Source organism: Yersinia artesiana, from assembly GCF_902726545.1.
In the GTDB taxonomy this organism is placed as follows: domain Bacteria; phylum Pseudomonadota; class Gammaproteobacteria; order Enterobacterales; family Enterobacteriaceae; genus Yersinia; species Yersinia artesiana.
Map to the genome: position 1 here is coordinate 56,420 of NZ_CACVAD010000015.1, position 19,899 is coordinate 76,318.

The window sequence follows — 19,899 nt, forward strand, 5'->3', positions numbered from 1 at the left end:
GAGGCGTTTAAATGGGGTGGTTAACTGTTTGTAAGGTCAATTACGTCAAGCCGGACTTTCCTTTCTCCGCTCAGGCTGAGGGTAAAAGGATAGGTATCTATCTGGTGGCGGGGGAATACTTTGCCATGGAAGACATTTGCCCGCACGCTTATGCTTTGTTAAGTCAGGGTATTGTTGACGATTCAACCATCGAGTGTCCTTTGCATGGCGCACAGTTTGATATTCGAACCGGGCAATGCTTACGCGAGCCGGGGGATCGTGATCTGAACACCTATCCCGTGCGAGTTAATGGCGATCAGATTGAAGTTAATCTGGCTGGGGATAACGAGTAGCTGCTTTCATATATGAGTTATAGAACTCACGCCCCTGCTGTGGGGCGTTTGTATTTATTGGGCGTAACTGCTTATTTCTCGGCGGCAATGCGCTGGCGGATATGGTCGGCGCGGGCCTGTGAGGAGGGGTGATCATCAAACATACTGCTGGAACGACCGGCTTCCATGGTCGCCAGTTTTTCGAAGCTGGTGACTAAACCGTTTGGATCGATACCGCGCTTTTTCAGCAAATCAAATGAGTAATCATCCGCTTCGCTTTCTTGTTTTTGTGAGAATTGGGCATTCACCAGTTTCTCGCCAATGTCGGCCAACTGAGATTGAGACAGCTGCCCGGCAATACCACCAGCGGAGGCAGCCGCAGTGCGTAGAGCGGTGGTGCCATAGGCCACTTGCATGGCTTTGCGGGTATGGCCTAATGCCACATGACCCATTTCATGGCCGAGTACGCCCTCCACTTCATTATCGGTCATCATGTCCATCAGGCCGCTGTAAACACGGATACAACCATTGGCCATCGCCCAGGCATTCACATCTTTAGTGACGTAAACCTTATAGTTAGCTGGCGTACCATTGATATTATCACCTAATGCGGCCGAGATTTTAGCCAGACGTTTGCCATAATCGCTATCAGCGGAGGCTATTTGGGCCTTTTGATCCATTTCCGCACATGATTTCTCACTGAGATTTTTGACATCAGCATCACTCAGAGTTGCCGCCTGAAAGGCCTGAGCACCGGACTGCATCAAGCCATCGGTATTCATATTTTGGCAGCCGCTAAGTAATGCTGTCAGACTCAGTGCAATCATTGAGGTACGAATTTTCATAACACTTTCTTCCTGTGGTTATGTGGTATTTATTGCTACATTACAGCAATTGCATTAATAGCTATTGCGCCAGCGCGACTTCCACTACTCTTGCGCACTATGACTGACAATGGGTAGTGAAGATTAATGCTCTGTCAGCGTGAGCACTATAGCTTTATTCTGAAAATCAGCAGATTCCATTGGTTATAAATATGGAAGTTATAGCTCATTTGGTTTTAGTGATTGCCGTTTCAATGCTGAGTCTGAGAAAATGGTAACCTTGAACGCTTTTTTAATCCGACCTGGAGTAAAACATGTCCTCTCGTAAAGAGCTTGCCAACGCGATCCGCGCACTCAGCATGGACGCAGTGCAAAAAGCGAATTCCGGCCACCCCGGCGCCCCTATGGGCATGGCAGATATTGCCGAAGTTCTGTGGCGTGATTACCTGAACCATAATCCAACCAATCCACACTGGGCTGACCGCGACCGTTTCGTCTTGTCGAATGGTCACGGCTCCATGTTGATCTATAGCCTGCTGCATCTCACTGGTTATGATCTGCCAATGGAAGAACTGAAAAACTTCCGTCAGTTACACTCTAAAACGCCAGGTCACCCTGAATATGGTTATACTGCTGGCGTAGAAACCACCACTGGCCCATTGGGTCAGGGCATTGCCAACGCCGTGGGTTTTGCCATTGCAGAACGCACACTGGGCGCACAGTTTAACCGCCCAGGCCACGACATCGTTAATCACCACACTTATGCCTTTATGGGTGATGGTTGCATGATGGAAGGCATCTCTCATGAAGTTTGCTCACTGGCTGGTACCATGAAGCTGGGTAAACTGACGGCATTCTATGATGACAACGGTATCTCTATCGACGGTCATGTTGAAGGCTGGTTCACCGATGACACCGCTGCTCGTTTCGAAGCTTACGGTTGGCATGTGGTTCGTGGTGTTGATGGTCATAACGCTGATTCCATCAAAGCGGCCATCGAAGAAGCCCACAAAGTTACCGACAAACCATCATTGCTGATGTGCAAAACCATTATCGGTTTTGGTTCGCCGAAGAAAGCTGGCACCCATGATTCACATGGGGCACCGTTAGGTGCTGATGAAGTTGCTGCGACCCGTGAAGCATTGGGTTGGAAATACCCAGCATTCGAAATTCCACAGGATATCTATGCCGCGTGGGATGCTAAAGAAGCTGGTAAGGCCAAAGAAGCTGCCTGGAATGAGAAGTTCACCGCTTACGCTAAAGCGTATCCGGAACTGGCTGCTGAATTCAAACGCCGCGTTAGCGGTGAGCTGCCAGCTAACTGGGCGACTGAATCCAAGAAATTCATCGAAGAGTTACAAGCTAATCCTGCCAAAATTGCCAGCCGTAAAGCATCACAAAATGCGCTGGAAGCTTTCGGTAAAGTGTTGCCTGAATTCCTCGGTGGCTCCGCCGACCTGGCACCAAGCAACCTGACTATCTGGTCTGGCTCTAAATCTCTGAGTGATGACCTGGCGGGTAACTACATCCACTACGGTGTGCGTGAATTTGGTATGTCCGCCATCATGAATGGTATTGCTCTGCACGGTGGTTTTATCCCTTACGGCGCAACCTTCCTGATGTTTGTGGAATATGCCCGTAATGCAGTGCGTATGGCCGCGCTGATGAAAATCCGTAGCATCTTTGTTTACACCCACGACTCTATCGGTCTGGGCGAAGATGGCCCAACCCATCAGCCAGTTGAGCAGATGGCAAGCTTGCGTGTGACACCAAATATGAGCACCTGGCGCCCATGTGACCAGGTTGAGTCTGCGGTAGCGTGGCAATATGCGTTGGAACGTAAAGACGGCCCAAGCGCGCTTATCTTCTCTCGTCAGAACCTGGCACAACAGCCACGTACTGCTGAGCAGTTAGCCAATATCTCTAAAGGCGCATATGTGCTGAAAGATTGTGCCGGTCAACCTGAACTGATCTTTATTGCCACTGGTTCTGAAGTTGAATTGGCGGTTGCTGCTGCTGACCAACTGACTGCTGCTGGCCGTAAAGTGCGCGTGGTGTCTATGCCATCAACAGATGCATTCGACAAACAAGATGCGGCTTACCGTGAATCTGTATTGCCATCTGCGGTTAGCGCGCGCGTTGCCGTTGAAGCCGGTATTGCTGATTACTGGTACAAATACGTCGGTCTGAATGGCGCAGTGGTGGGGATGCACAGCTTTGGTGAATCTGCTCCAGCTGAGTTGCTGTTCAAAGAGTTTGGTTTCACCGTAGAAAACGTGGTGGCCAAAGCTCAGGCGTTGTTGAAATAGTTTTTGTTCAAACAGCATGACGTTACCAATGCGATGAATCACTGTAAATGGTGATGAGAATCTCGGTAATGCACCTGTTAAAAGACCGCTCCGGCGGTCTTTTTTTTCGCCAATTGATGGATGAATTGTGCCCTTTATCAGGCAGATATTCCTTTTATGATTAGTTTGGTTTATTCTGGCTGAAGCGTTTCAGTCATGATTCATTTCCCATTTCAGCCGATTTCGCTGAGGAAAAAGCCGGGAGTATTCTGGCTGAATTGTGATAAGACGATTAACATCTTAGGGTGCGCTGAAGTACGCTATGGGGTTGCATGATAATAACCAGAAACAGGGAGTAACATGACAATCCGCATAGCAATAAATGGCTTTGGCCGTATTGGTCGTAGCGTTTTACGCGCATTGTATGAATCAGGTCGTCGGGCCGAGATTTCAGTCGTTGCAATTAATGAGTTGGCTAATGCGGAAGGGATGGCCCATCTGTTGAAGTATGACTCCAGCCATGGCCGGTTTGCCTGGGATGTTCGTCAGGAATGTGACAAATTATACGTCGGGGACGATGTTATCCGGCTGATACATCAGCCAGAAATAGGGCAGTTACCCTGGGGTGAGTTAGGAATTGATGTTGTTCTGGATTGTAGCGGTGTTTATGGTAGCCGTGCCGATGGCGAGGCGCATTTAACCTCCGGTGCCAAAAAGGTGCTGTTTGCCCATCCCGGTGGACATGATTTGGACGCTACAGTGGTTTATGGGGTTAACCATCAGGATTTACAGGCGGATCACCGAATTGTTTCCAACGCCTCCTGTACTACGAACTGTATTATTCCTATTATTCAGTTGTTGGATGTGGCCTTTGGCATCGAGTCCGGCACTGTCACCACCATTCATTCATCAATGAATGACCAGCCTGTTATTGATGCTTATCATCAGGATTTACGCCGTACCCGAGCAGCAAGCCAGTCCATTATCCCGGTTGATACCAAACTGGCAGCAGGGATTACCCGTATTTTTCCGAAGTTTTGTGACAGGTTTGAAGCTATCTCGGTACGGGTGCCAACGATCAATGTAACGGCGATCGATTTAAGCGTCAGCGTTACAAGCCCGGTTGGTGTAGCCGAGGTTAACCAGCTTTTGCAAAAGGCAGCAAGAGGTTCATTTCGTGGTATAGTTGACTATACGGAATTACCATTGGTGTCGACCGATTTTAACCATGATCCGCACAGTGCGATTGTTGATTGCACCCAGACGCGGGTCAGCGGGCAGCACCTGATTAAGACGTTGGTATGGTGCGATAACGAATGGGGTTTCGCCAATAGAATGTTGGATACGACATTGGCGATGGCCAGAAGTGGTTTCTAGTATTGCATGCTAACGTATTGTTTTTCCGTGTTTTATTGCGGTTTTATCAACGTTGATGTGCAGCTTATGCAACTTTAAAGAGAATCAACAAGAGGATTCACCATGTCTGTAATTAAGATGACCGATCTGGATCTGGCTGGCAAACGCGTGCTGATCCGTGCGGACCTCAATGTTCCGGTAAAAGATGGCAAAGTGACTTCTGATGCGCGTATCCGTGCATCTCTGCCGACCATTGAAACGGCATTGAAGCAAGGCGCTAAAGTAATGGTTACCTCTCACCTGGGTCGTCCGACCGAAGGCGAGTACAATGAAGAGTTCTCCTTGCTGCCAGTCGTTAACTACCTGAAAGACAAATTGTCTGCTCCGGTACGTTTGGCGAAAGATTATCTGGACGGCGTTGAAATTGCAGCTGGCGAGTTGGTTGTTCTGGAAAACGTTCGCTTTAACAAAGGCGAAAAGAAAGACGACGAAACTCTGGCCAAAAAATATGCCGCACTGTGTGATGTCTATGTGATGGATGCTTTTGGTACTGCTCACCGCGCACAGGCTTCTACTCACGGCGTGGGTAAATTTGCCCCTATCGCGTGTGCTGGCCCGCTGTTGTCAGCAGAACTGGAAGCTTTGGGCAAAGCACTGGGTAACCCAGCGCGTCCAATGGTTGCCATCGTAGGCGGTTCTAAAGTTTCAACCAAACTGACTGTATTGGGTGCGCTGTCTAAAATTGCAGACCAACTGATTGTTGGTGGCGGTATCGCCAATACCTTCGTTGCCGCTCAAGGCAATAACGTCGGTAAATCTCTGTATGAAGCAGACCTGATTCCAGAAGCGAAACGTCTGCTGGAAACTTGTGATATCCCAGTACCTACCGATGTGCGTGTTGCGACCGAGTTCTCTGAAACTGCAACTGCAACGCTGAAACCAGCTAACCAAATCAAAGATGACGAACAAATTCTGGACTTGGGCGACGAATCTGCGGAGCGTCTGGCTGAGATCCTGAAAAACGCCAAAACCATTCTGTGGAATGGTCCGGTTGGTGTGTTCGAGTTCCCTAACTTCCGTAAAGGGACCGAAATCGTGGCTCGCGCCATCGCAGAGAGTGAAGCATTCTCAATTGCGGGCGGTGGTGACACTCTGGCAGCAATCGATCTGTTCGGTATTGCTGACCAAATCTCCTACATCTCCACTGGCGGCGGCGCTTTCCTTGAGTTCGTAGAAGGGAAAAAACTGCCAGCAGTTGTGATGCTGGAAGAGCGCGCTAAGCAGTAATTTAGATAACGGGGGGCGAGAGCCGCCCGTTTCGCTTTTAGCCAATGTTTCGCTTTTTAGCTAATGAAGCTGTGAGCTTTAGGCTGGCGAAAACCGATTTACATTTAGGGCCTATCCTCTCGGATAGCTGCTATCTTCAGTCGACGAAACAGGACAACGTACATGTCTAAAATTTTTGATTTCGTAAAACCAGGTGTCATCACAGGTGATGACGTGCAGAAAGTGTTCGCAGTAGCAAAAGAAAACAACTTTGCTCTGCCAGCGGTTAACTGTGTCGGCACCGACTCTATCAACGCAGTGCTGGAAACAGCAGCCAAAGTGCGTGCGCCAGTTATCGTTCAGTTCTCTAACGGTGGTGCAGCATTTATCGCAGGTAAAGGCGTGAAGACTGACGTGCCACAAGGCGCTGCAATCTTGGGTGCTATCTCTGGTGCGCACCATGTGCATCAGATGGCTGAACACTATGGTGTTCCAGTTATTCTGCATACCGACCATTGCGCCAAGAAATTGCTGCCATGGTTAGACGGCTTGTTGGATGCGGGCGAAAAACACTTCGCTGCAACCGGCAAACCACTGTTCTCTTCTCACATGATCGACCTGTCTGAAGAGTCCCTGGAAGAAAATATCGAAATTTGCAGCAAGTACCTGACTCGTATGTCAAAACTGGGTATGACGCTGGAAATCGAACTGGGTTGCACCGGTGGTGAAGAAGATGGCGTGGACAACAGCCACATGGACGCATCTTCTCTGTACACTCAGCCACAAGATGTTGATTATGCGTACGAAAAACTGAACGCAATCAGCCCACGTTTCACTATCGCGGCTTCTTTCGGTAACGTGCACGGTGTTTACAAACCAGGTAACGTGAAACTGACCCCAACTATTCTGCGTGATTCTCAGGATTATGTTTCTAAGAAACACAATCTGCCGCACAACAGCCTGAACTTCGTGTTCCACGGCGGTTCAGGTTCTACTGCTGCTGAAATTAAAGAAGCAGTAAGCTACGGCGTAGTGAAAATGAATATCGATACCGATACCCAGTGGGCAACATGGGAAGGTATTCTGAATTACTACAAAAAGAACGAAGGCTATCTGCAAGGCCAACTGGGTAACCCAGAAGGTGCTGATAAGCCGAACAAGAAATACTACGATCCACGCGTATGGCTGCGTGCCGCTCAGACTTCAATGATTACCCGTCTGGAACTGGCATTCAAAGAACTGAACGCTGTCGACGTATTGTAATTCAGTCTTATTTTGACTGATTGAAAAGGCCCTGCGGGGCCTTTTTTCGTTTATAGCGCTGACGGTATGGATGTAACGGTGAACTGATAGTGGGCTATCTATCCGTATCCGTTCACCGGCTATCAAAATTGGCAACACGGCCTATTGTTGGTTACCCTAAACAGGCATGGCTGTCATAGTGGTTAGCAATGGCGGTAATTTTTGCGTAATCTCCCCAGCGGGGACTTTTTTGTAGGGTGGTTTAAATGGAAGAATTAAACGTAGTTGATGGAATCAATGAAGCGAGTACCTGGTTGGTGAATAATCAGGAGTTACTGATTCAATATGCGGTCAATCTGATCGCAGCCTTATTGATTCTGATTGTGGGTTCGATCATTGCCAAAGTGGTATCACGCACGCTCGGCCGAGTGATGAAATTGCGCGGAATTGATATCACTGTTGCGGATTTTTTGGCGGCAATGGTGCGTTACAGTATTCTGGCTTTCACTATTGTGGCGGTTCTGGGGCGTCTTGGGGTGCAAACCGCGTCAGTGATTGCTGTCATCGGTGCTGCCGGTTTAGCGGTTGGTTTGGCGCTGCAAGGCTCTCTGTCTAACTTTGCCGCAGGTGTGTTGCTGGTGGCCTTCCGTCCGTTTAAAGCGGGTGAGTACGTCGATCTGGGTGGCGTAGCCGGTACCGTGGTGCAGGTGCAGATTTTCTCAACCACGTTACGGACGGTTGACGACAAAATCATTGTTGTACCGAATGGTAAAATCATCGCCAACAATATAATCAATACTACCCGTGAACCCAACCGCCGTACTGATATGGTCATTGGCGTCGCCTATGATGCTGACATTGATGTGGTGAAGAAAGTGTTGGGTGACATCATTGCGGCTGATTCACGCATCCTACATGACCAAGGCGTTACGATACGTTTAAATGAGATGGCGGCCTCGTCATTAAACTTTACCGTGCGTGTCTGGACCACCAATGGCGATGCCATGGAAGTATATTGGGATCTGATGGAAAACTTCAAACGCGCATTGGATGCCCACAAAATCGGCATTCCATATCCACAGATGGATGTGCATTTGCATCAGGTTGATAAAGCAGAATCTGCTCCGACAGCATAAAATCGGATAAGTAATTCACATAATCAACACAGGCTATTTTGGGCCCGTTGAGGTTAATGACAAAGTACCCGTAACGGTGAAAACAGGCAAATCGTAAAGACGCCGTAAACCCTTCCCTGGGGGCTCGAGCCGCGCCATCCTTGGCGCGGACGCTTTACTCTTCTACCTGCCTTCACCTTGCAAGATCGAGTTATCGAGGTTTGTCAGCAGTCTGCGCGGGCTATTCTTGGCCTGTTTTTTCTTTCTTTTTCACGTATGCGTTTTAGTTTTCCTATTATTAGTTTTACTTATAGTAGATAAGAAATATCAATTTCCTCTGATGGTTTTATCCCCGTACTATGCTGCTAATTCCTCTCCAATTCTCTCAATCAGTTTTGAGTATTATTTAAAGGTAACAGTATGTTAGCCGTATTTTTGCAAGGTTTTGCCCTGAGTGCAGCTATGATCCTCCCCCTTGGGCCGCAAAATGCTTTTGTGATGAATCAGGGAATTAAGCGGCAACATCATTTGATGAGTGCATCATTGTGTGCCCTTAGTGACATCATCTTGATTTGCGCCGGTATTTTTGGCGGTAGCGCCTTACTGAACCGCTCTCCCTTGCTGCTGGCACTGGTCACCTGGGGCGGCGTAGCATTTTTGTTATGGTATGGCTGGGGGGCGCTGATGGCCGCATGGCGTGGCGATAGCTCATCTGCTGCGGTTGCCGCTGGTGCACAAGGGCGCTGGCGCATTATCGTGACATTATTGGCGGTGACCTGGCTTAACCCGCATGTTTATCTGGATACCTTTGTAGTGCTGGGGAGCTTGGGAGGCCAGTTATTACCTGATGTTCGGCCCTGGTTTGCTTTTGGTGCCGTGAGCGCCTCAGTTGCCTGGTTTTTTGCTCTGGCGTTGTTAGCGGCGTGGCTATCGCCGTGGCTTAATCGTCCTGCCTCACAGCGGGTCATCAATTTGCTGGTGGGAGGCGTGATGTGGTTTATCGCTTTTCAGTTAGCACGACAGGGATTAAACCTATAAGTTTTTATCATTAATCCGAATCCCTAATTGAGTCAGATATGCTACGGTTGTCTTATACCCGTCATACTTCAAGCTGCAGGGGTGTTGGCTGTCTTCGCTCACCCGAATCATTGACTGGCGTCAACTCAAGGGGACTCGCTCAGTTGCCGCCTTCATGCAACTCGAATTATTTAGGGTATAGTTTTATTATGATTATCTTAGGAGGCTTCCGTGAAGTTGAAGACATTGGCTTTGGCCGCAATGATGGGATTAGGGACGTTACCTTTGGCGCTACAAGTTCAAGCCGCCGAAGTGCCAGAAGGGCCGCATGTTGTTACCTCCGGTACTGCCAGTGTTGATGCAACACCGGATATCGCTACTATTGCCATTGAAGTGAGTGTCTCTGCCAAAGATGCCGCAGATGCCAAAAAACAGGCAGATACCCGCGTCGCACAATATTTTGATTTCTTGCGTAAGAGTGGCATTGAGAAAAAAGATATCAATGCTGCCAATATACGCACCCAACCTGAATACGATTACCAAAAAACCGGTGAAGCTGTATTGAAAGGCTACCGCGCGGTACGTCAGGTTCAGGTGACACTGCGCCAACTGGATAAGTTGAATGAGTTGCTGGATGGCGCGCTAAAATCGGGTCTGAATGAGATTCGTGCAGTGGAGTTGGGTGTCGCCAATCCGGACACTTACCGTGAACAGGCACGTAAAAAAGCCATTGAAAATGCCATTAGTCAGGCAGGTGCATTGGCTGACGGATTTAAGGTGAAATTAGGGCAGGTATACAGCATCCGTTACCATGTTGCTAACTACCAGCCAATGCCGGTAGCGCGTATGTTCAAGAGTGCTGAGGCTGCACCAGCCACTGATGCCGCCCAAACTTACGAACAGCAGACTATTCATTTCGATGATCAGGTTGATGTGGTATTTGAATTGAAAACCAGTTCTAACACGCCAGCGCCTGCCGCCAAATAAGCTAGTCTTGCCGCAATACCTGACGCCCGTAAGATAACAGGGCGTCAGTCACCTTTCTCATCGTCCGGCTTTCTGGCGCGAATCGATGCCAGAACAGCATTCGCCGTTGCAATAATCCCGGCGTCAGATTAATCAACTCACCAGATGCCAACTCTTTTTCAATTTGCAGATGCGGGATCATACAGCAGGTAGTGCCTTGTCTTGCCAACTGCACAAACGCTTCTGACGAGTTAACGATATGGCAGGGCACGCTGCCCGGTGACAAATCGAAATTCTGCTGTAAAAACGCCTGATGCATATCATCCAAATGGTCAAAGGCCACCGCAGGTGCTTTCAGCAATGCCGAGCGGGTCACGCCATTGGGGAAATAACGTTCTGCAAAGGGTTTCGAGGCAACAAACAGGTAATCCAGTGCGCCGAGCTGATCAACCAGGCAGCTTGGTAGCGGTTGCGGCTGGATACTGACTGCACCCACTACTTCGCCACGACGTAACCGTTCTTGAGTTCGGGTTTCATCTTCGACTTGTAAATTCAGCCGGATAGGGGAGTCTGCCAACACCGGTTTTAATGCCGGCAGGAGCCAGGTTGCCAGGCTGTCGGCGTTGACCGCCAATGACAGCAGCAGCGGTGTATCACCGCCGTTATCATTGCCGAGCCACTCTTCTTCCAGCAATTCGACCTGATGCAGCAAGGCGAGCAGCTTCTGCCCTTGTTCAGTCGGACGGGGGGGCACAGTGCGCACCAACAGTGGTTGACCGAACAGATTCTCCAACTGCTTAATGCGTTGAGATACCGCCGATTGGGTGATGCAAAGTTTTTGTGCAGCGCGTTCAAAACCGCGTTCACGGATCACCGCGTCCAGCGCTTGTAGCGTACGGTAGTCTGGGCGTTTCATCGGAGTCATCTCTCCAAATATTAAATTAATACCGCACTATGCCACATTTTGGTCATTTATCTATGTTGGAATGCCGAGTGGCTCGCCACAAATAAACCGGCATAACTGTGATCCAGCTAAAATTAACCATCACTTGAGTTGGCTTTATTGCGATGTTTTATCATTTATATGCTCTATAATGACGTCAGGTTTTCTTTCACATCAAGGCGTGAACTTACCATGACTCAGGATGAACTTAAAAAAGCAGTGGGCTGGGCAGCATTAGAATATGTTAAACCCGGTACTATCGTTGGGGTCGGCACCGGCTCTACTGCGGCGCATTTTATTGATGCTCTCGCTTCCATCAAAGGCCAGATCGAAGGAGCAGTTTCCAGCTCTGATGCTTCAACCGCTAAACTGAAAGGTTATGGCATTCAGGTATTTGATTGCAACGAAGTCGACGAGCTGGATATCTATGTCGATGGTGCTGATGAAATTAACAGCCAAATGCAGATGATCAAAGGTGGCGGTGCAGCTCTGACCCGCGAGAAAATCATTGCAGCCATTGCTCGTAAATTTATCTGTATTGCCGATGCTTCCAAGCAGGTTGATGTGCTGGGTAAATTCCCGTTGCCGGTCGAAGTTATCCCGATGGCCCGTTCTTATGTGGCGCGCGAGCTGGTGAAATTAGGCGGGTTACCTGAATACCGCCAGAATGTTTTGACCGATAACGGCAATGTTATTTTAGATGTCCATAATTTGACTATTTTGGATGCCATCGCACTGGAAAATAAAATTAATAATATTGCCGGTGTTGTCACTGTGGGCTTATTTGCCAACCGAGGCGCAGATGTAGCGCTGATTGGCACTGCCGATGGTGTTAAAACAGTAGAACTTAAGTGATCGGCTAATGTGTATTCAGGATGAGGTCTGGTCACTTCATCCTGATAATTTTTGCCTTTAAATATCTTTTCTTAAAATGGTTAAATTTGGTGATATATATCACATTTACTCATTTCATTTTATTAACCTGCCATTAACTCTCTCTCCGCTAGTTTTTTATTCCATAAATTAACATTTGCACTGTTTGTTATGCTGACAGTCAGGCAATCGTTTGTATTGCTGCATGCGAAATATTTGTTATGTTGACTGGGTGCTGACCGGATTCATTCGATATCGGCAGCCACATCTGAAGTCTGAAAATAGGGTCGGGGACATGGCAAAAGTATCACTGGAGAAAGACAGAATTAAGTTTCTGTTAGTGGAAGGGGTGCACCAGAGCACGGTTGATAATCTGCGTGCAGCCGGTTATAGCAATATTGAATATCATAAAGGTGCCTTAGACACCGAATCACTGAAAGAATCTATTCGTGATGCTCACTTCATCGGGATCCGATCGCGCACGCATCTGTCCGAAGAAGTCTTTGCTGCCGCAGAAAAATTGGTTGCAGTAGGTTGTTTCTGTATCGGTACCAATCAGGTTGATTTAAAAGCGGCGACTAAACGTGGTGTGCCGGTATTCAATGCACCTTTCTCCAATACCCGTTCGGTAGCCGAAATGGTACTGGGCGAGTTACTGCTGATGTTCCGCGGGATTCCATCCGCCAATGCCAAAGCGCACCGTGGCGAGTGGAACAAATTGGCAGTCGGTTCCTATGAAGCCCGTGGTAAAAAACTGGGCATTATCGGCTATGGTCATATCGGGACTCAGCTAGGGATTCTGGCTGAAAGTGTCGGCATGAAAGTGTTCTTCTACGATATTGAAAATAAACTGTCGCTGGGGAATGCACAGCAGGTACGTCATCTGTCTGACTTGCTGAATATGAGTGATGTGATTAGCCTGCATGTGCCAGAGAATCACTCCACCAAGAATATGATCGGCCCTGAGCAGTTGGCTCTGATGAAACCGGGCGCGATGTTGATAAATGCTTCACGCGGAACGGTGGTTGATATCCCGGCACTGTGTGATGCGCTGGCGAGCAATCATCTGGCGGGTGCGGCAATAGACGTTTTCCCTGAAGAGCCAGCAACCAATAAAGACCCGTTCAATTCACCATTGTGCGAGTTTGATAATGTGTTATTGACTCCGCATATTGGTGGTTCAACTCAGGAAGCGCAGGAAAATATCGGTGATGAAGTGGCCGGTAAATTGGCGAAATATTCCGACAACGGATCAACGCTGTCTGCGGTTAACTTCCCGGAAGTTTCTCTGCCAGCTCACGGTGATAACACTCGCCGCTTGCTGCATATCCATGAGAACCGCCCAGGCATCCTGACCAGCATCAACAAAATCTTTGCTGAGCAGGACGTCAACATTGCCGCGCAGTATTTGCAAACCAGTGCTGATATCGGTTATGTCGTTATTGATGTCGAAACTGATGATGCGGAAAATGCAGAAAAAGCCTTGCAGGCAATGAAAGCGATTCCGGGGACTATCCGCGCGCGTTTGCTCTATTGATAGATGTTGTACTGATATAACTAAGCACCCGTTATGTATAAAATATCGGGTGTTTTTTTATATCGTCGCGCAGCACATCTCACCACCGCCACACTTTTGTTGGTGTCACAATCTCTGGCAACGGCACATCCCAATGTTCACTCGGTAAGTGCTCTACCTGCTGGCAATCATGAGCCAGACCAATAGGATAGGGGCCACCTTGCTGCCAGTTTTGCAGCGTACGATCATAGAATCCTCCCCCCATACCTAAGCGCTGCCCATCTTGATCAAACGCGACCAGCGGCGTTATCACGACATCCAGTCGATTTAATGGCAAGACATCGCGTACATCTAATTGAGGCTCCAGAATGTTCAGGCGATTACGAATGAGCTGGCTATCAGGACGATAGTGGAGAAACAACAAATGGCCGGGACAGAAAGGATGAAGTACCGGCAGATAAATCTGTTTTTTCTGCTGCCACAGTAATTCGATAACAGGAGCGGTATCTAACTCGCCATCGAAAGAGAGAAATAGTGCGATAGTATTGGCTTGCTGAATTTTGTCGTGGGAAGCGATTTGTCTGGCGGCGAGATTGGCGGATTGTTGTTGTTGCTCAGGAGTCAAAAGACGCCGACGCTCACGGATTTCACTGCGAATTTTTTGTCGCTCAAGAGCATGCTGCGGATTTAGAGGCATTTTATTAACTTAAAAAAGAAAACTGCCTGTATCAGAACGAACGTGGTAACCGTAAATACGTGTTACACGATAAGAAAGGGATCTCCGAGATGCCGCCGCAGGCTGTAACCCTTGAACCCATGGTTCAAGGTGAACGCAGCGTCGCAACCTTAAGGCTTCTCGGCGGACCGAGCATGCGCACCGGTTACGGAGGCACTACATTCTGTTGGTATTAAATATCGGCTCAGGGGACTGGCCCGCTGACGAACACCTCAGAGAAATTCTTTACTCACTGCTGAATCTATCATTCAACAGCGATTTATTCAAACTGTGCATCCTGACGTTCAGAGATGCGACCCTGCTCAAGCAATGCTTGTTCAATGGTCTGTTGTAACATCCGAATACGCTGTTCCATATTGGATGCATAGTCACGTGTTTTCAACCTTTCCTGAGCTAATTCGTGACATACGTTCAATGCCGCGATGAAAACCAACTGCTCAGTATTGGTGACTCTAGTGCGAACTTTCAGATCTTGCAACCGTTGGTTAAGATCTTCTGCGGCCATGTTCAACGCATCTTGTTGTTCTGGCGGACAATTAACTCTTAACGAGCGACCAAAAATTTGAATATCTACCGGTTGTGCAGACATGCCACCTTCCTGACTAATTTCGCGCCAGCCCTGAAAACCAGAGGCAAAATGCTCGTAGCTGCAAAGCGGGCGTCACTATATATATCTCGATACCAAGATTCAACCCCTTTACCCGTCATACTTCAAGCTGCATATGCGTGGCTACTCTCGCTTACCCGAATCATTGACTGGCGTCAACTCAACGGGATTCACTCAATTGCCGCCTTCCTGCAACTCGAATTATTTAGGGTATATATCCATTGTTTTTCAAGTGACAAGAGGCTTTGCCGCTTTCTGTATCTTGAAATCTATAGGATATAGGGTGTTGCGTTTTCTGGTATAGCGACCTTTCTTGGTGGTAGCATAACACGAACTTATCCTGCCAACGATGACGAATACGCATGTCTATAGAGAATACATTACCAACTTACCAATCACTTGCCCTGGCATTGAACCAGCAAGCAGTGGCATTAACCCCTGCTGAAATGCATGGACTGATCAGCGGCATGCTCTGTGGAGGCAGTAAAGACGATGGCTGGCGTACACTGGTGCATGACCTGACCAATGAGGGTGTCGCCTTTTCACAAGCTCTGAATTTGCCGTTACAACAGTTACATGAAGCAACACAAGAAGCGCTGGAAAACGAAGGTTTTATGTTCCAGTTGCTGATTCCTGAAGGAGAAGAGGTGACTGTTTTTGACCGTGCTGATGCATTATCCGGTTGGGTAAACCATTTCCTGCTAGGGCTTGGAATGCTGCAACCGAAATTGGCGCAAGTGAAAGATGAAGTGGGTGAAGCTATTGATGATTTGCGTAATATCGCTCAGCTAGGGTATGACGAAGATGAAGATCAGGAAGAGCTGGCTCAATCATTGGAAGAAGTCATCGAATATGTCCGTGTCGCGGCCATCTTGTGTCATATCGAATTTACTCAAGAAAAACCGACAGCCCCGGAAATACGTAAGCCGACATTACACTAGACGAATCAGTGTCATGCGTTAAATGATGAAAATCGGATATTTCAGGAGAGTGTAATGACTCAGCAAGAATACCAGAACCGCCGTCAAGCGCTGTTGGCGAAGATGGCACCGGGCAGTGCTGCTATTATTTTTGCCGCACCAGAGGCCACGCGCAGTGCCGATTCCGAATATCCCTATCGGCAGAATAGCGATTTCAGCTATTTGACGGGCTTTAATGAGCCGCAAGCGGTGCTGATTCTGGTGAAAAGCGATGAGACTCACAACCACAGTGTGCTGTTTAACCGGGTGCGGGATTTAACCGCTGAAATCTGGTTTGGCCGCCGTTTAGGGCAAGAGGCCGCACCTGAGAAGTTGGGTGTTGATCGCGCATTACCTTTCGATGAAATCGACGAGCAACTCTATTTACTGCTTAATCGCCTTGATGTGATTTATCACGCGCAGGGGCAATATGATTATGCAGATAAAATTGTTTTTGCTGCTCTGGAAAAGTTACGTAACGGTTTTCGTAAAAATCTACGCGCACCCGCAACTTTGACTGACTGGCGGCCATGGCTGCATGAAATGCGTCTGTTTAAGTCAGCAGAAGAAATTGCTGTGCTGCGCCGCGCCGGTGAAATCAGCGCGCTAGCCCATACCCGCGCGATGGAGAAATGCCGCCCAGGAATGTTCGAATACCAACTGGAAGGGGAAATTCTGCATGAGTTTACCCGTCATGGTGCGCGTTATCCGGCCTATAACACCATCGTCGGCGGCGGTGAGAACGGCTGCATTCTGCATTACACCGAAAATGAGTGTGAACTGCGGGATGGTGAATTGGTGCTAATTGATGCCGGTTGTGAATATCAGGGCTATGCCGGTGATATTACTCGTACTTTCCCGGTTAACGGCAAATTCAGTCCAGCGCAACGCGAGATTTATGACATCGTGCTAGCCTCCATCAACAAAGCACTGGAGCTGTTCCGACCAGGCACCAGTATCCGCGAAGTCACGGAGCAAGTTGTGCGGATTATGATCACCGGCTTGGTTGATTTGGGCATCCTGAAAGGAGATGTCGAGCAGCTCATTGCTGAACAGGCACACAAGCCATTCTTTATGCACGGCCTGAGCCACTGGCTGGGGTTGGATGTGCATGATGTCGGCGATTATATCAACAGTGAGCGTGGTCGTATTCTTGAACCGGGTATGGTGTTGACCATTGAGCCGGGCTTATATATTGCGCCAGATGCCGATGTTCCGCCGCAATATCGTGGTATTGGTATTCGCATTGAAGATGACATCGTGATTACCGCAGAGGGTAATGAAAATCTGACCGCCAGTGTGGTAAAAGATCCCGATGAGATTGAAGCTCTTATGGCGGCAGCGAGATAACTGATGAGCGTGATAATTGTCGGTGGCGGTATGGCCGGTGCAACACTGGCGCTGGCTATTTCATCCCTTACACATGGGAAGATGCCGGTGGCGCTGGTTGAAGCGCAGCGTCCTGATAGCAGGCAGCATCCGGGTTTTGATGCCCGAGCCATTGCACTGGCGCACGGCACCTGCCAGCAATTGGCTAGTATTGGCCTCTGGTCGGCTCTGGCCGATTGTGCCACCGCCATCGAACATGTTCACGTCAGTGATAGTGGTCATTCCGGCTTTGTGAATCTGCGGGCGCGAGATTATCGTGTTCCGGCGCTGGGTCAGGTCATTGAGTTGCATGATGCGGGTAAGCGGCTATTTGCCTTGTTACAGAAAGCGCCGGGAGTGACCCTACATTGCCCGGCCAAAATGGTTGATGTGGTTCGCACGGCTGAATCTGCCACGGTGACATTGGATAACGGCCAACAGCTTCACGCTAAACTGTTGGTGGCGGCGGATGGCTCTCATTCCGCATTGGCTCAGGCCTGTAACATTCAGTGGCAGCAGCAGGATTATCAACAGGTTGCGGTGATCGCCAATGTCACGACTTCTGAGCTACCCAACGGGCGTGCTTTTGAGCGCTTTACCCGTAATGGGCCGTTGGCGCTGCTGCCGATGTCTCAGGGGCGCAGTTCGTTGGTGTGGTGTCATGCCAAAGAAGATAGAGCACAGGTTGATAGCTGGGATGATGCCCGTTTTTTGGCGGAGTTACAGCGCGCTTTTGGCTGGCGTTTGGGGAGAATGCTCCATGCTGGCAAACGCCACAGTTACCCGCTGCAATTGCTCACTGCCACGCGCCATGTTAGCCATCGTCTGGCATTAGTCGGCAATGCCGCCCAAACATTGCATCCGATTGCCGGTCAGGGGTTTAATCTCGGTCTGCGTGATGTGATGTCATTAGCAGAAACTATCGCGCGGGCGGGGAATGATCCCGGTGATTATAAGGTGCTCAGTCAATATCAACAGCGGCGGGAACCGGATCAACAGGCAACCATTGGTATCACTGATGGGTTAATCCGTCTGTTTGCCAACCGCTATGGGCCGTTGGTGGTTGGGCGCAATCTTGCTTTGATGTCGATGGAGCATATGCCTGCCATCCGTGATACTTTCGCGCGGCGCACGCTGGGATGGGTCGGTCGCTAGTTTTATCCGTCATCTTTCACGTTGCTTCCTGCATCGAGAAATCTATCGGGTAAATAAAGTTTATATTTTCATGGGATATATCTCGGTATGCAATCATATGACGTGGTAATCGCCGGTGGCGGAATGGTCGGCCTGGCACTGGCTTGCGGGCTGCAAGGCAGCGGTCTGCGCATCGCCATTCTGGAATACCAGCCAGAACAAGAACCGCTACCTGCGCCAGTGACCGGTGAGTGGGCACTTCGGGTCTCGGCGATCAATGCCGCCAGTGAGCGCTTACTGCAAAAAATTGGTGTGTGGGAGAACATCCTGGCTCTACGCGCCAGCCCTTATAGTGGCATGGAAGTGTGGGACCAAGACAGTTTTGGCAAAATTGCTTTCCACGCCGATGAGTATGGTTTCAGCCATCTTGGGCATATTATTGAAAACCAGGTTATTCAGCAGGCGCTCTGGCAACGGGCAAGCCAATTGGCTGATGTCACCTTGCTGGCCCCCGCCAGTATCAAACAGGTAGCTTGGGGCGAAAGTGAAGCATTCATTACCTTAACGGATGACCGGATGCTGAGCACCAAACTGGTGGTCGGGGCCGATGGGGCCAACTCTTGGTTGCGCCAACATGCTGATATTCCACTGACATTTTGGGATTACGCTCATCACGCGCTGGTGGCCACTATTCGCACGGAAGAAGCCCATCAGGCCACGGCACGTCAGGTGTTTCATGGCGACGGCATTTTAGCCTTCCTGCCATTTAGCGACCCGCATCTTAGCTCGATTGTTTGGTCAGTCTCACCTGAGCGTGCCGCCGAGTTAACCGCACTGCCCGCTGAGCAGTTTAATCGCGAGTTGGGCATGGCATTTGATATGCGGCTGGGGCAATGTCAGCTTGAAAGCGAGCGCCAAACCTTCCCACTGACCGGGCGATATGCGCGCAGTTTTGCCGCTCATCGGTTGGTTCTGGTTGGTGATGCCGCCCATACTGTGCATCCATTGGCCGGGCAGGGGGTGAATTTAGGTTTTATGGATGCTGCTGAATTGGTTTCAGAACTCCGGCGCTTGCAGCGTCAGGGCAAAGATATTGGTCAACACCTTTATTTACGCCGCTATGAACGTCGCCGTAAACACAGTGCGGCGGTGATGCTCGCCAGTATGCAAGGGTTTCGTGATTTATTTGCCGGTAACAATCCAGCTAAAAAACTGCTGCGTGATATCGGGTTAACACTGGCTGATAACTTGCCGGGCATCAAACCGCAGTTAGTGCGTCAGGCGATGGGGTTAAATGATTTGCCCGATTGGCTCGATGAATAACCAGGGTATAAAACCCGCCTCAGTTGAAATAATCTAATTTCAGCCCACTTTTCGC

The 19,899-nt window shown here is 49.2% G+C and carries 18 protein-coding genes and 1 other RNA gene; 14 read left to right on the top strand and 5 right to left on the bottom strand.

All coding sequences use genetic code 11. The features are described 5' to 3' along the window. Positions 1-11: 11 nt before the first annotated feature. Entirely contained in the window at positions 12-332 is a 321-nt protein-coding gene (locus tag HU019_RS07000) for a non-heme iron oxygenase ferredoxin subunit (protein ID WP_174847805.1), read from the top strand. A gap of 71 nt (positions 333-403) precedes the next feature. Here HU019_RS07000 and loiP read toward each other — a convergent pair whose 3' ends face one another. Then, complete coding sequence (loiP, locus tag HU019_RS07005) at positions 404-1,156, bottom strand: metalloprotease LoiP (RefSeq protein WP_174847804.1); 753 nt, start codon at positions 1,154-1,156, stop codon at positions 404-406. A 293-nt stretch (positions 1,157-1,449) separates the two neighbouring features. On the opposite strand from loiP, the gene tkt reads away from it, so the two are divergent. The 7 genes from tkt (at position 1,450) to HU019_RS07040 (ending at position 10,406) form a co-directional block, all read left to right on the top strand. Beyond that, positions 1,450-3,444, top strand: a complete 1,995-nt coding sequence (gene tkt, locus HU019_RS07010) for a transketolase (RefSeq protein ID WP_174847803.1) — start codon at positions 1,450-1,452, stop codon at positions 3,442-3,444. 339 nt (positions 3,445-3,783) lie between these two features. After that, positions 3,784-4,800: an erythrose-4-phosphate dehydrogenase gene (gene epd / locus HU019_RS07015; protein ID WP_174847802.1), complete on the top strand. Its 1,017-nt coding sequence runs from the start codon at positions 3,784-3,786 to the stop codon at positions 4,798-4,800. Positions 4,801-4,902: 102 nt separating this feature from the next. Then, positions 4,903-6,066 carry a phosphoglycerate kinase gene (gene pgk, locus HU019_RS07020; RefSeq protein WP_050078927.1) on the top strand — a complete coding sequence of 388 codons (1,164 nt, stop codon included), beginning with the start codon at positions 4,903-4,905 and terminating at the stop codon, positions 6,064-6,066. 162 nt (positions 6,067-6,228) lie between these two features. Beyond that, positions 6,229-7,308 (top strand): class II fructose-bisphosphate aldolase, encoded by a 1,080-nt coding sequence (gene fbaA, locus HU019_RS07025; RefSeq protein WP_174847801.1) that lies wholly within the window; start codon positions 6,229-6,231, stop codon positions 7,306-7,308. A 245-nt stretch (positions 7,309-7,553) separates the two neighbouring features. Next, positions 7,554-8,423 (top strand): small-conductance mechanosensitive channel MscS, encoded by an 870-nt coding sequence (mscS, locus tag HU019_RS07030; RefSeq protein ID WP_174847800.1) that lies wholly within the window; start codon positions 7,554-7,556, stop codon positions 8,421-8,423. A 399-nt stretch (positions 8,424-8,822) separates the two neighbouring features. Continuing rightward, a complete protein-coding gene (gene argO, locus HU019_RS07035) occupies positions 8,823-9,440 on the top strand; it encodes an arginine exporter ArgO (protein WP_174847799.1) in 618 nt (205 codons plus the stop codon). A 210-nt stretch (positions 9,441-9,650) separates the two neighbouring features. Next, on the top strand, positions 9,651-10,406 hold the full coding sequence (locus tag HU019_RS07040) for an oxidative stress defense protein (protein ID WP_174847798.1): 756 nt from the start codon (positions 9,651-9,653) through the stop codon (positions 10,404-10,406). Between the two features lies 1 nt (position 10,407). Here the strand turns inward: HU019_RS07040 and HU019_RS07045 are convergent, their stop codons facing one another. Beyond that, complete coding sequence (locus HU019_RS07045; protein WP_005163344.1) at positions 10,408-11,301, bottom strand: LysR family transcriptional regulator ArgP; 894 nt, start codon at positions 11,299-11,301, stop codon at positions 10,408-10,410. 219 nt (positions 11,302-11,520) lie between these two features. Here HU019_RS07045 and rpiA point away from each other — a divergent pair, with 219 nt between their 5' ends. Continuing rightward, entirely contained in the window at positions 11,521-12,183 is a 663-nt protein-coding gene (gene rpiA, locus HU019_RS07050; RefSeq protein ID WP_174847797.1) for a ribose-5-phosphate isomerase RpiA, read from the top strand. A 313-nt stretch (positions 12,184-12,496) separates the two neighbouring features. Beyond that, positions 12,497-13,738: a phosphoglycerate dehydrogenase gene (gene serA, locus HU019_RS07055; RefSeq protein ID WP_174847796.1), complete on the top strand. Its 1,242-nt coding sequence runs from the start codon at positions 12,497-12,499 to the stop codon at positions 13,736-13,738. Between the two features lie 79 nt (positions 13,739-13,817). On the opposite strand, the gene HU019_RS07060 is transcribed toward serA, so the two are convergent. The 3 genes from HU019_RS07060 to zapA all read right to left on the bottom strand — a co-directional run bounded on the left by HU019_RS07060 (position 13,818) and on the right by zapA (position 15,042). Then, the gene (locus HU019_RS07060) at positions 13,818-14,414 is read right to left on the bottom strand and encodes a 5-formyltetrahydrofolate cyclo-ligase (RefSeq protein ID WP_174847795.1); all 597 of its coding nucleotides are present in this window, start codon (positions 14,412-14,414) and stop codon (positions 13,818-13,820) included. A 77-nt stretch (positions 14,415-14,491) separates the two neighbouring features. Next, positions 14,492-14,675, bottom strand: a non-coding RNA gene (ssrS, locus tag HU019_RS07065) — 6S RNA. A 37-nt stretch (positions 14,676-14,712) separates the two neighbouring features. Further along, on the bottom strand, positions 14,713-15,042 hold the full coding sequence (gene zapA / locus HU019_RS07070) for a cell division protein ZapA (RefSeq protein ID WP_004706812.1): 330 nt from the start codon (positions 15,040-15,042) through the stop codon (positions 14,713-14,715). 380 nt (positions 15,043-15,422) lie between these two features. Between zapA and HU019_RS07075 the strand changes: the two genes are divergently transcribed. The 4 genes from HU019_RS07075 to ubiI all read left to right on the top strand — a co-directional run bounded on the left by HU019_RS07075 (position 15,423) and on the right by ubiI (position 19,844). Next, on the top strand, positions 15,423-16,001 hold the full coding sequence (locus tag HU019_RS07075; RefSeq protein WP_174847794.1) for a YecA/YgfB family protein: 579 nt from the start codon (positions 15,423-15,425) through the stop codon (positions 15,999-16,001). A gap of 54 nt (positions 16,002-16,055) precedes the next feature. Then, a complete protein-coding gene (gene pepP, locus HU019_RS07080) occupies positions 16,056-17,369 on the top strand; it encodes a Xaa-Pro aminopeptidase (RefSeq protein WP_174847793.1) in 1,314 nt (437 codons plus the stop codon). Between the two features lie 3 nt (positions 17,370-17,372). Further along, positions 17,373-18,542 (top strand): 2-octaprenyl-6-methoxyphenyl hydroxylase, encoded by a 1,170-nt coding sequence (gene ubiH / locus HU019_RS07085; RefSeq protein WP_174847792.1) that lies wholly within the window; start codon positions 17,373-17,375, stop codon positions 18,540-18,542. Between the two features lie 87 nt (positions 18,543-18,629). Beyond that, the gene (gene ubiI, locus HU019_RS07090; protein WP_174847791.1) at positions 18,630-19,844 is read left to right on the top strand and encodes an FAD-dependent 2-octaprenylphenol hydroxylase; all 1,215 of its coding nucleotides are present in this window, start codon (positions 18,630-18,632) and stop codon (positions 19,842-19,844) included. The last annotated feature ends 55 nt before the right edge of the window (positions 19,845-19,899 follow it).

Coding starts and splice junctions, on each gene's coding strand:
- HU019_RS07000 (WP_174847805.1), top strand. CDS start 12: ATGGGGTGGTTAACTGTTTGTAAGGTCAATTACGTCAAGCCGGACTTT.
- loiP (WP_174847804.1), bottom strand. CDS start 1,156: ATGAAAATTCGTACCTCAATGATTGCACTGAGTCTGACAGCATTACTT.
- tkt (WP_174847803.1), top strand. CDS start 1,450: ATGTCCTCTCGTAAAGAGCTTGCCAACGCGATCCGCGCACTCAGCATG.
- epd (WP_174847802.1), top strand. CDS start 3,784: ATGACAATCCGCATAGCAATAAATGGCTTTGGCCGTATTGGTCGTAGC.
- pgk (WP_050078927.1), top strand. CDS start 4,903: ATGTCTGTAATTAAGATGACCGATCTGGATCTGGCTGGCAAACGCGTG.
- fbaA (WP_174847801.1), top strand. CDS start 6,229: ATGTCTAAAATTTTTGATTTCGTAAAACCAGGTGTCATCACAGGTGAT.
- mscS (WP_174847800.1), top strand. CDS start 7,554: ATGGAAGAATTAAACGTAGTTGATGGAATCAATGAAGCGAGTACCTGG.
- argO (WP_174847799.1), top strand. CDS start 8,823: ATGTTAGCCGTATTTTTGCAAGGTTTTGCCCTGAGTGCAGCTATGATC.
- HU019_RS07045 (WP_005163344.1), bottom strand. CDS start 11,301: ATGAAACGCCCAGACTACCGTACGCTACAAGCGCTGGACGCGGTGATC.
- rpiA (WP_174847797.1), top strand. CDS start 11,521: ATGACTCAGGATGAACTTAAAAAAGCAGTGGGCTGGGCAGCATTAGAA.
- serA (WP_174847796.1), top strand. CDS start 12,497: ATGGCAAAAGTATCACTGGAGAAAGACAGAATTAAGTTTCTGTTAGTG.
- HU019_RS07060 (WP_174847795.1), bottom strand. CDS start 14,414: ATGCCTCTAAATCCGCAGCATGCTCTTGAGCGACAAAAAATTCGCAGT.
- zapA (WP_004706812.1), bottom strand. CDS start 15,042: ATGTCTGCACAACCGGTAGATATTCAAATTTTTGGTCGCTCGTTAAGA.
- HU019_RS07075 (WP_174847794.1), top strand. CDS start 15,423: ATGTCTATAGAGAATACATTACCAACTTACCAATCACTTGCCCTGGCA.
- pepP (WP_174847793.1), top strand. CDS start 16,056: ATGACTCAGCAAGAATACCAGAACCGCCGTCAAGCGCTGTTGGCGAAG.
- ubiH (WP_174847792.1), top strand. CDS start 17,373: ATGAGCGTGATAATTGTCGGTGGCGGTATGGCCGGTGCAACACTGGCG.
- ubiI (WP_174847791.1), top strand. CDS start 18,630: ATGCAATCATATGACGTGGTAATCGCCGGTGGCGGAATGGTCGGCCTG.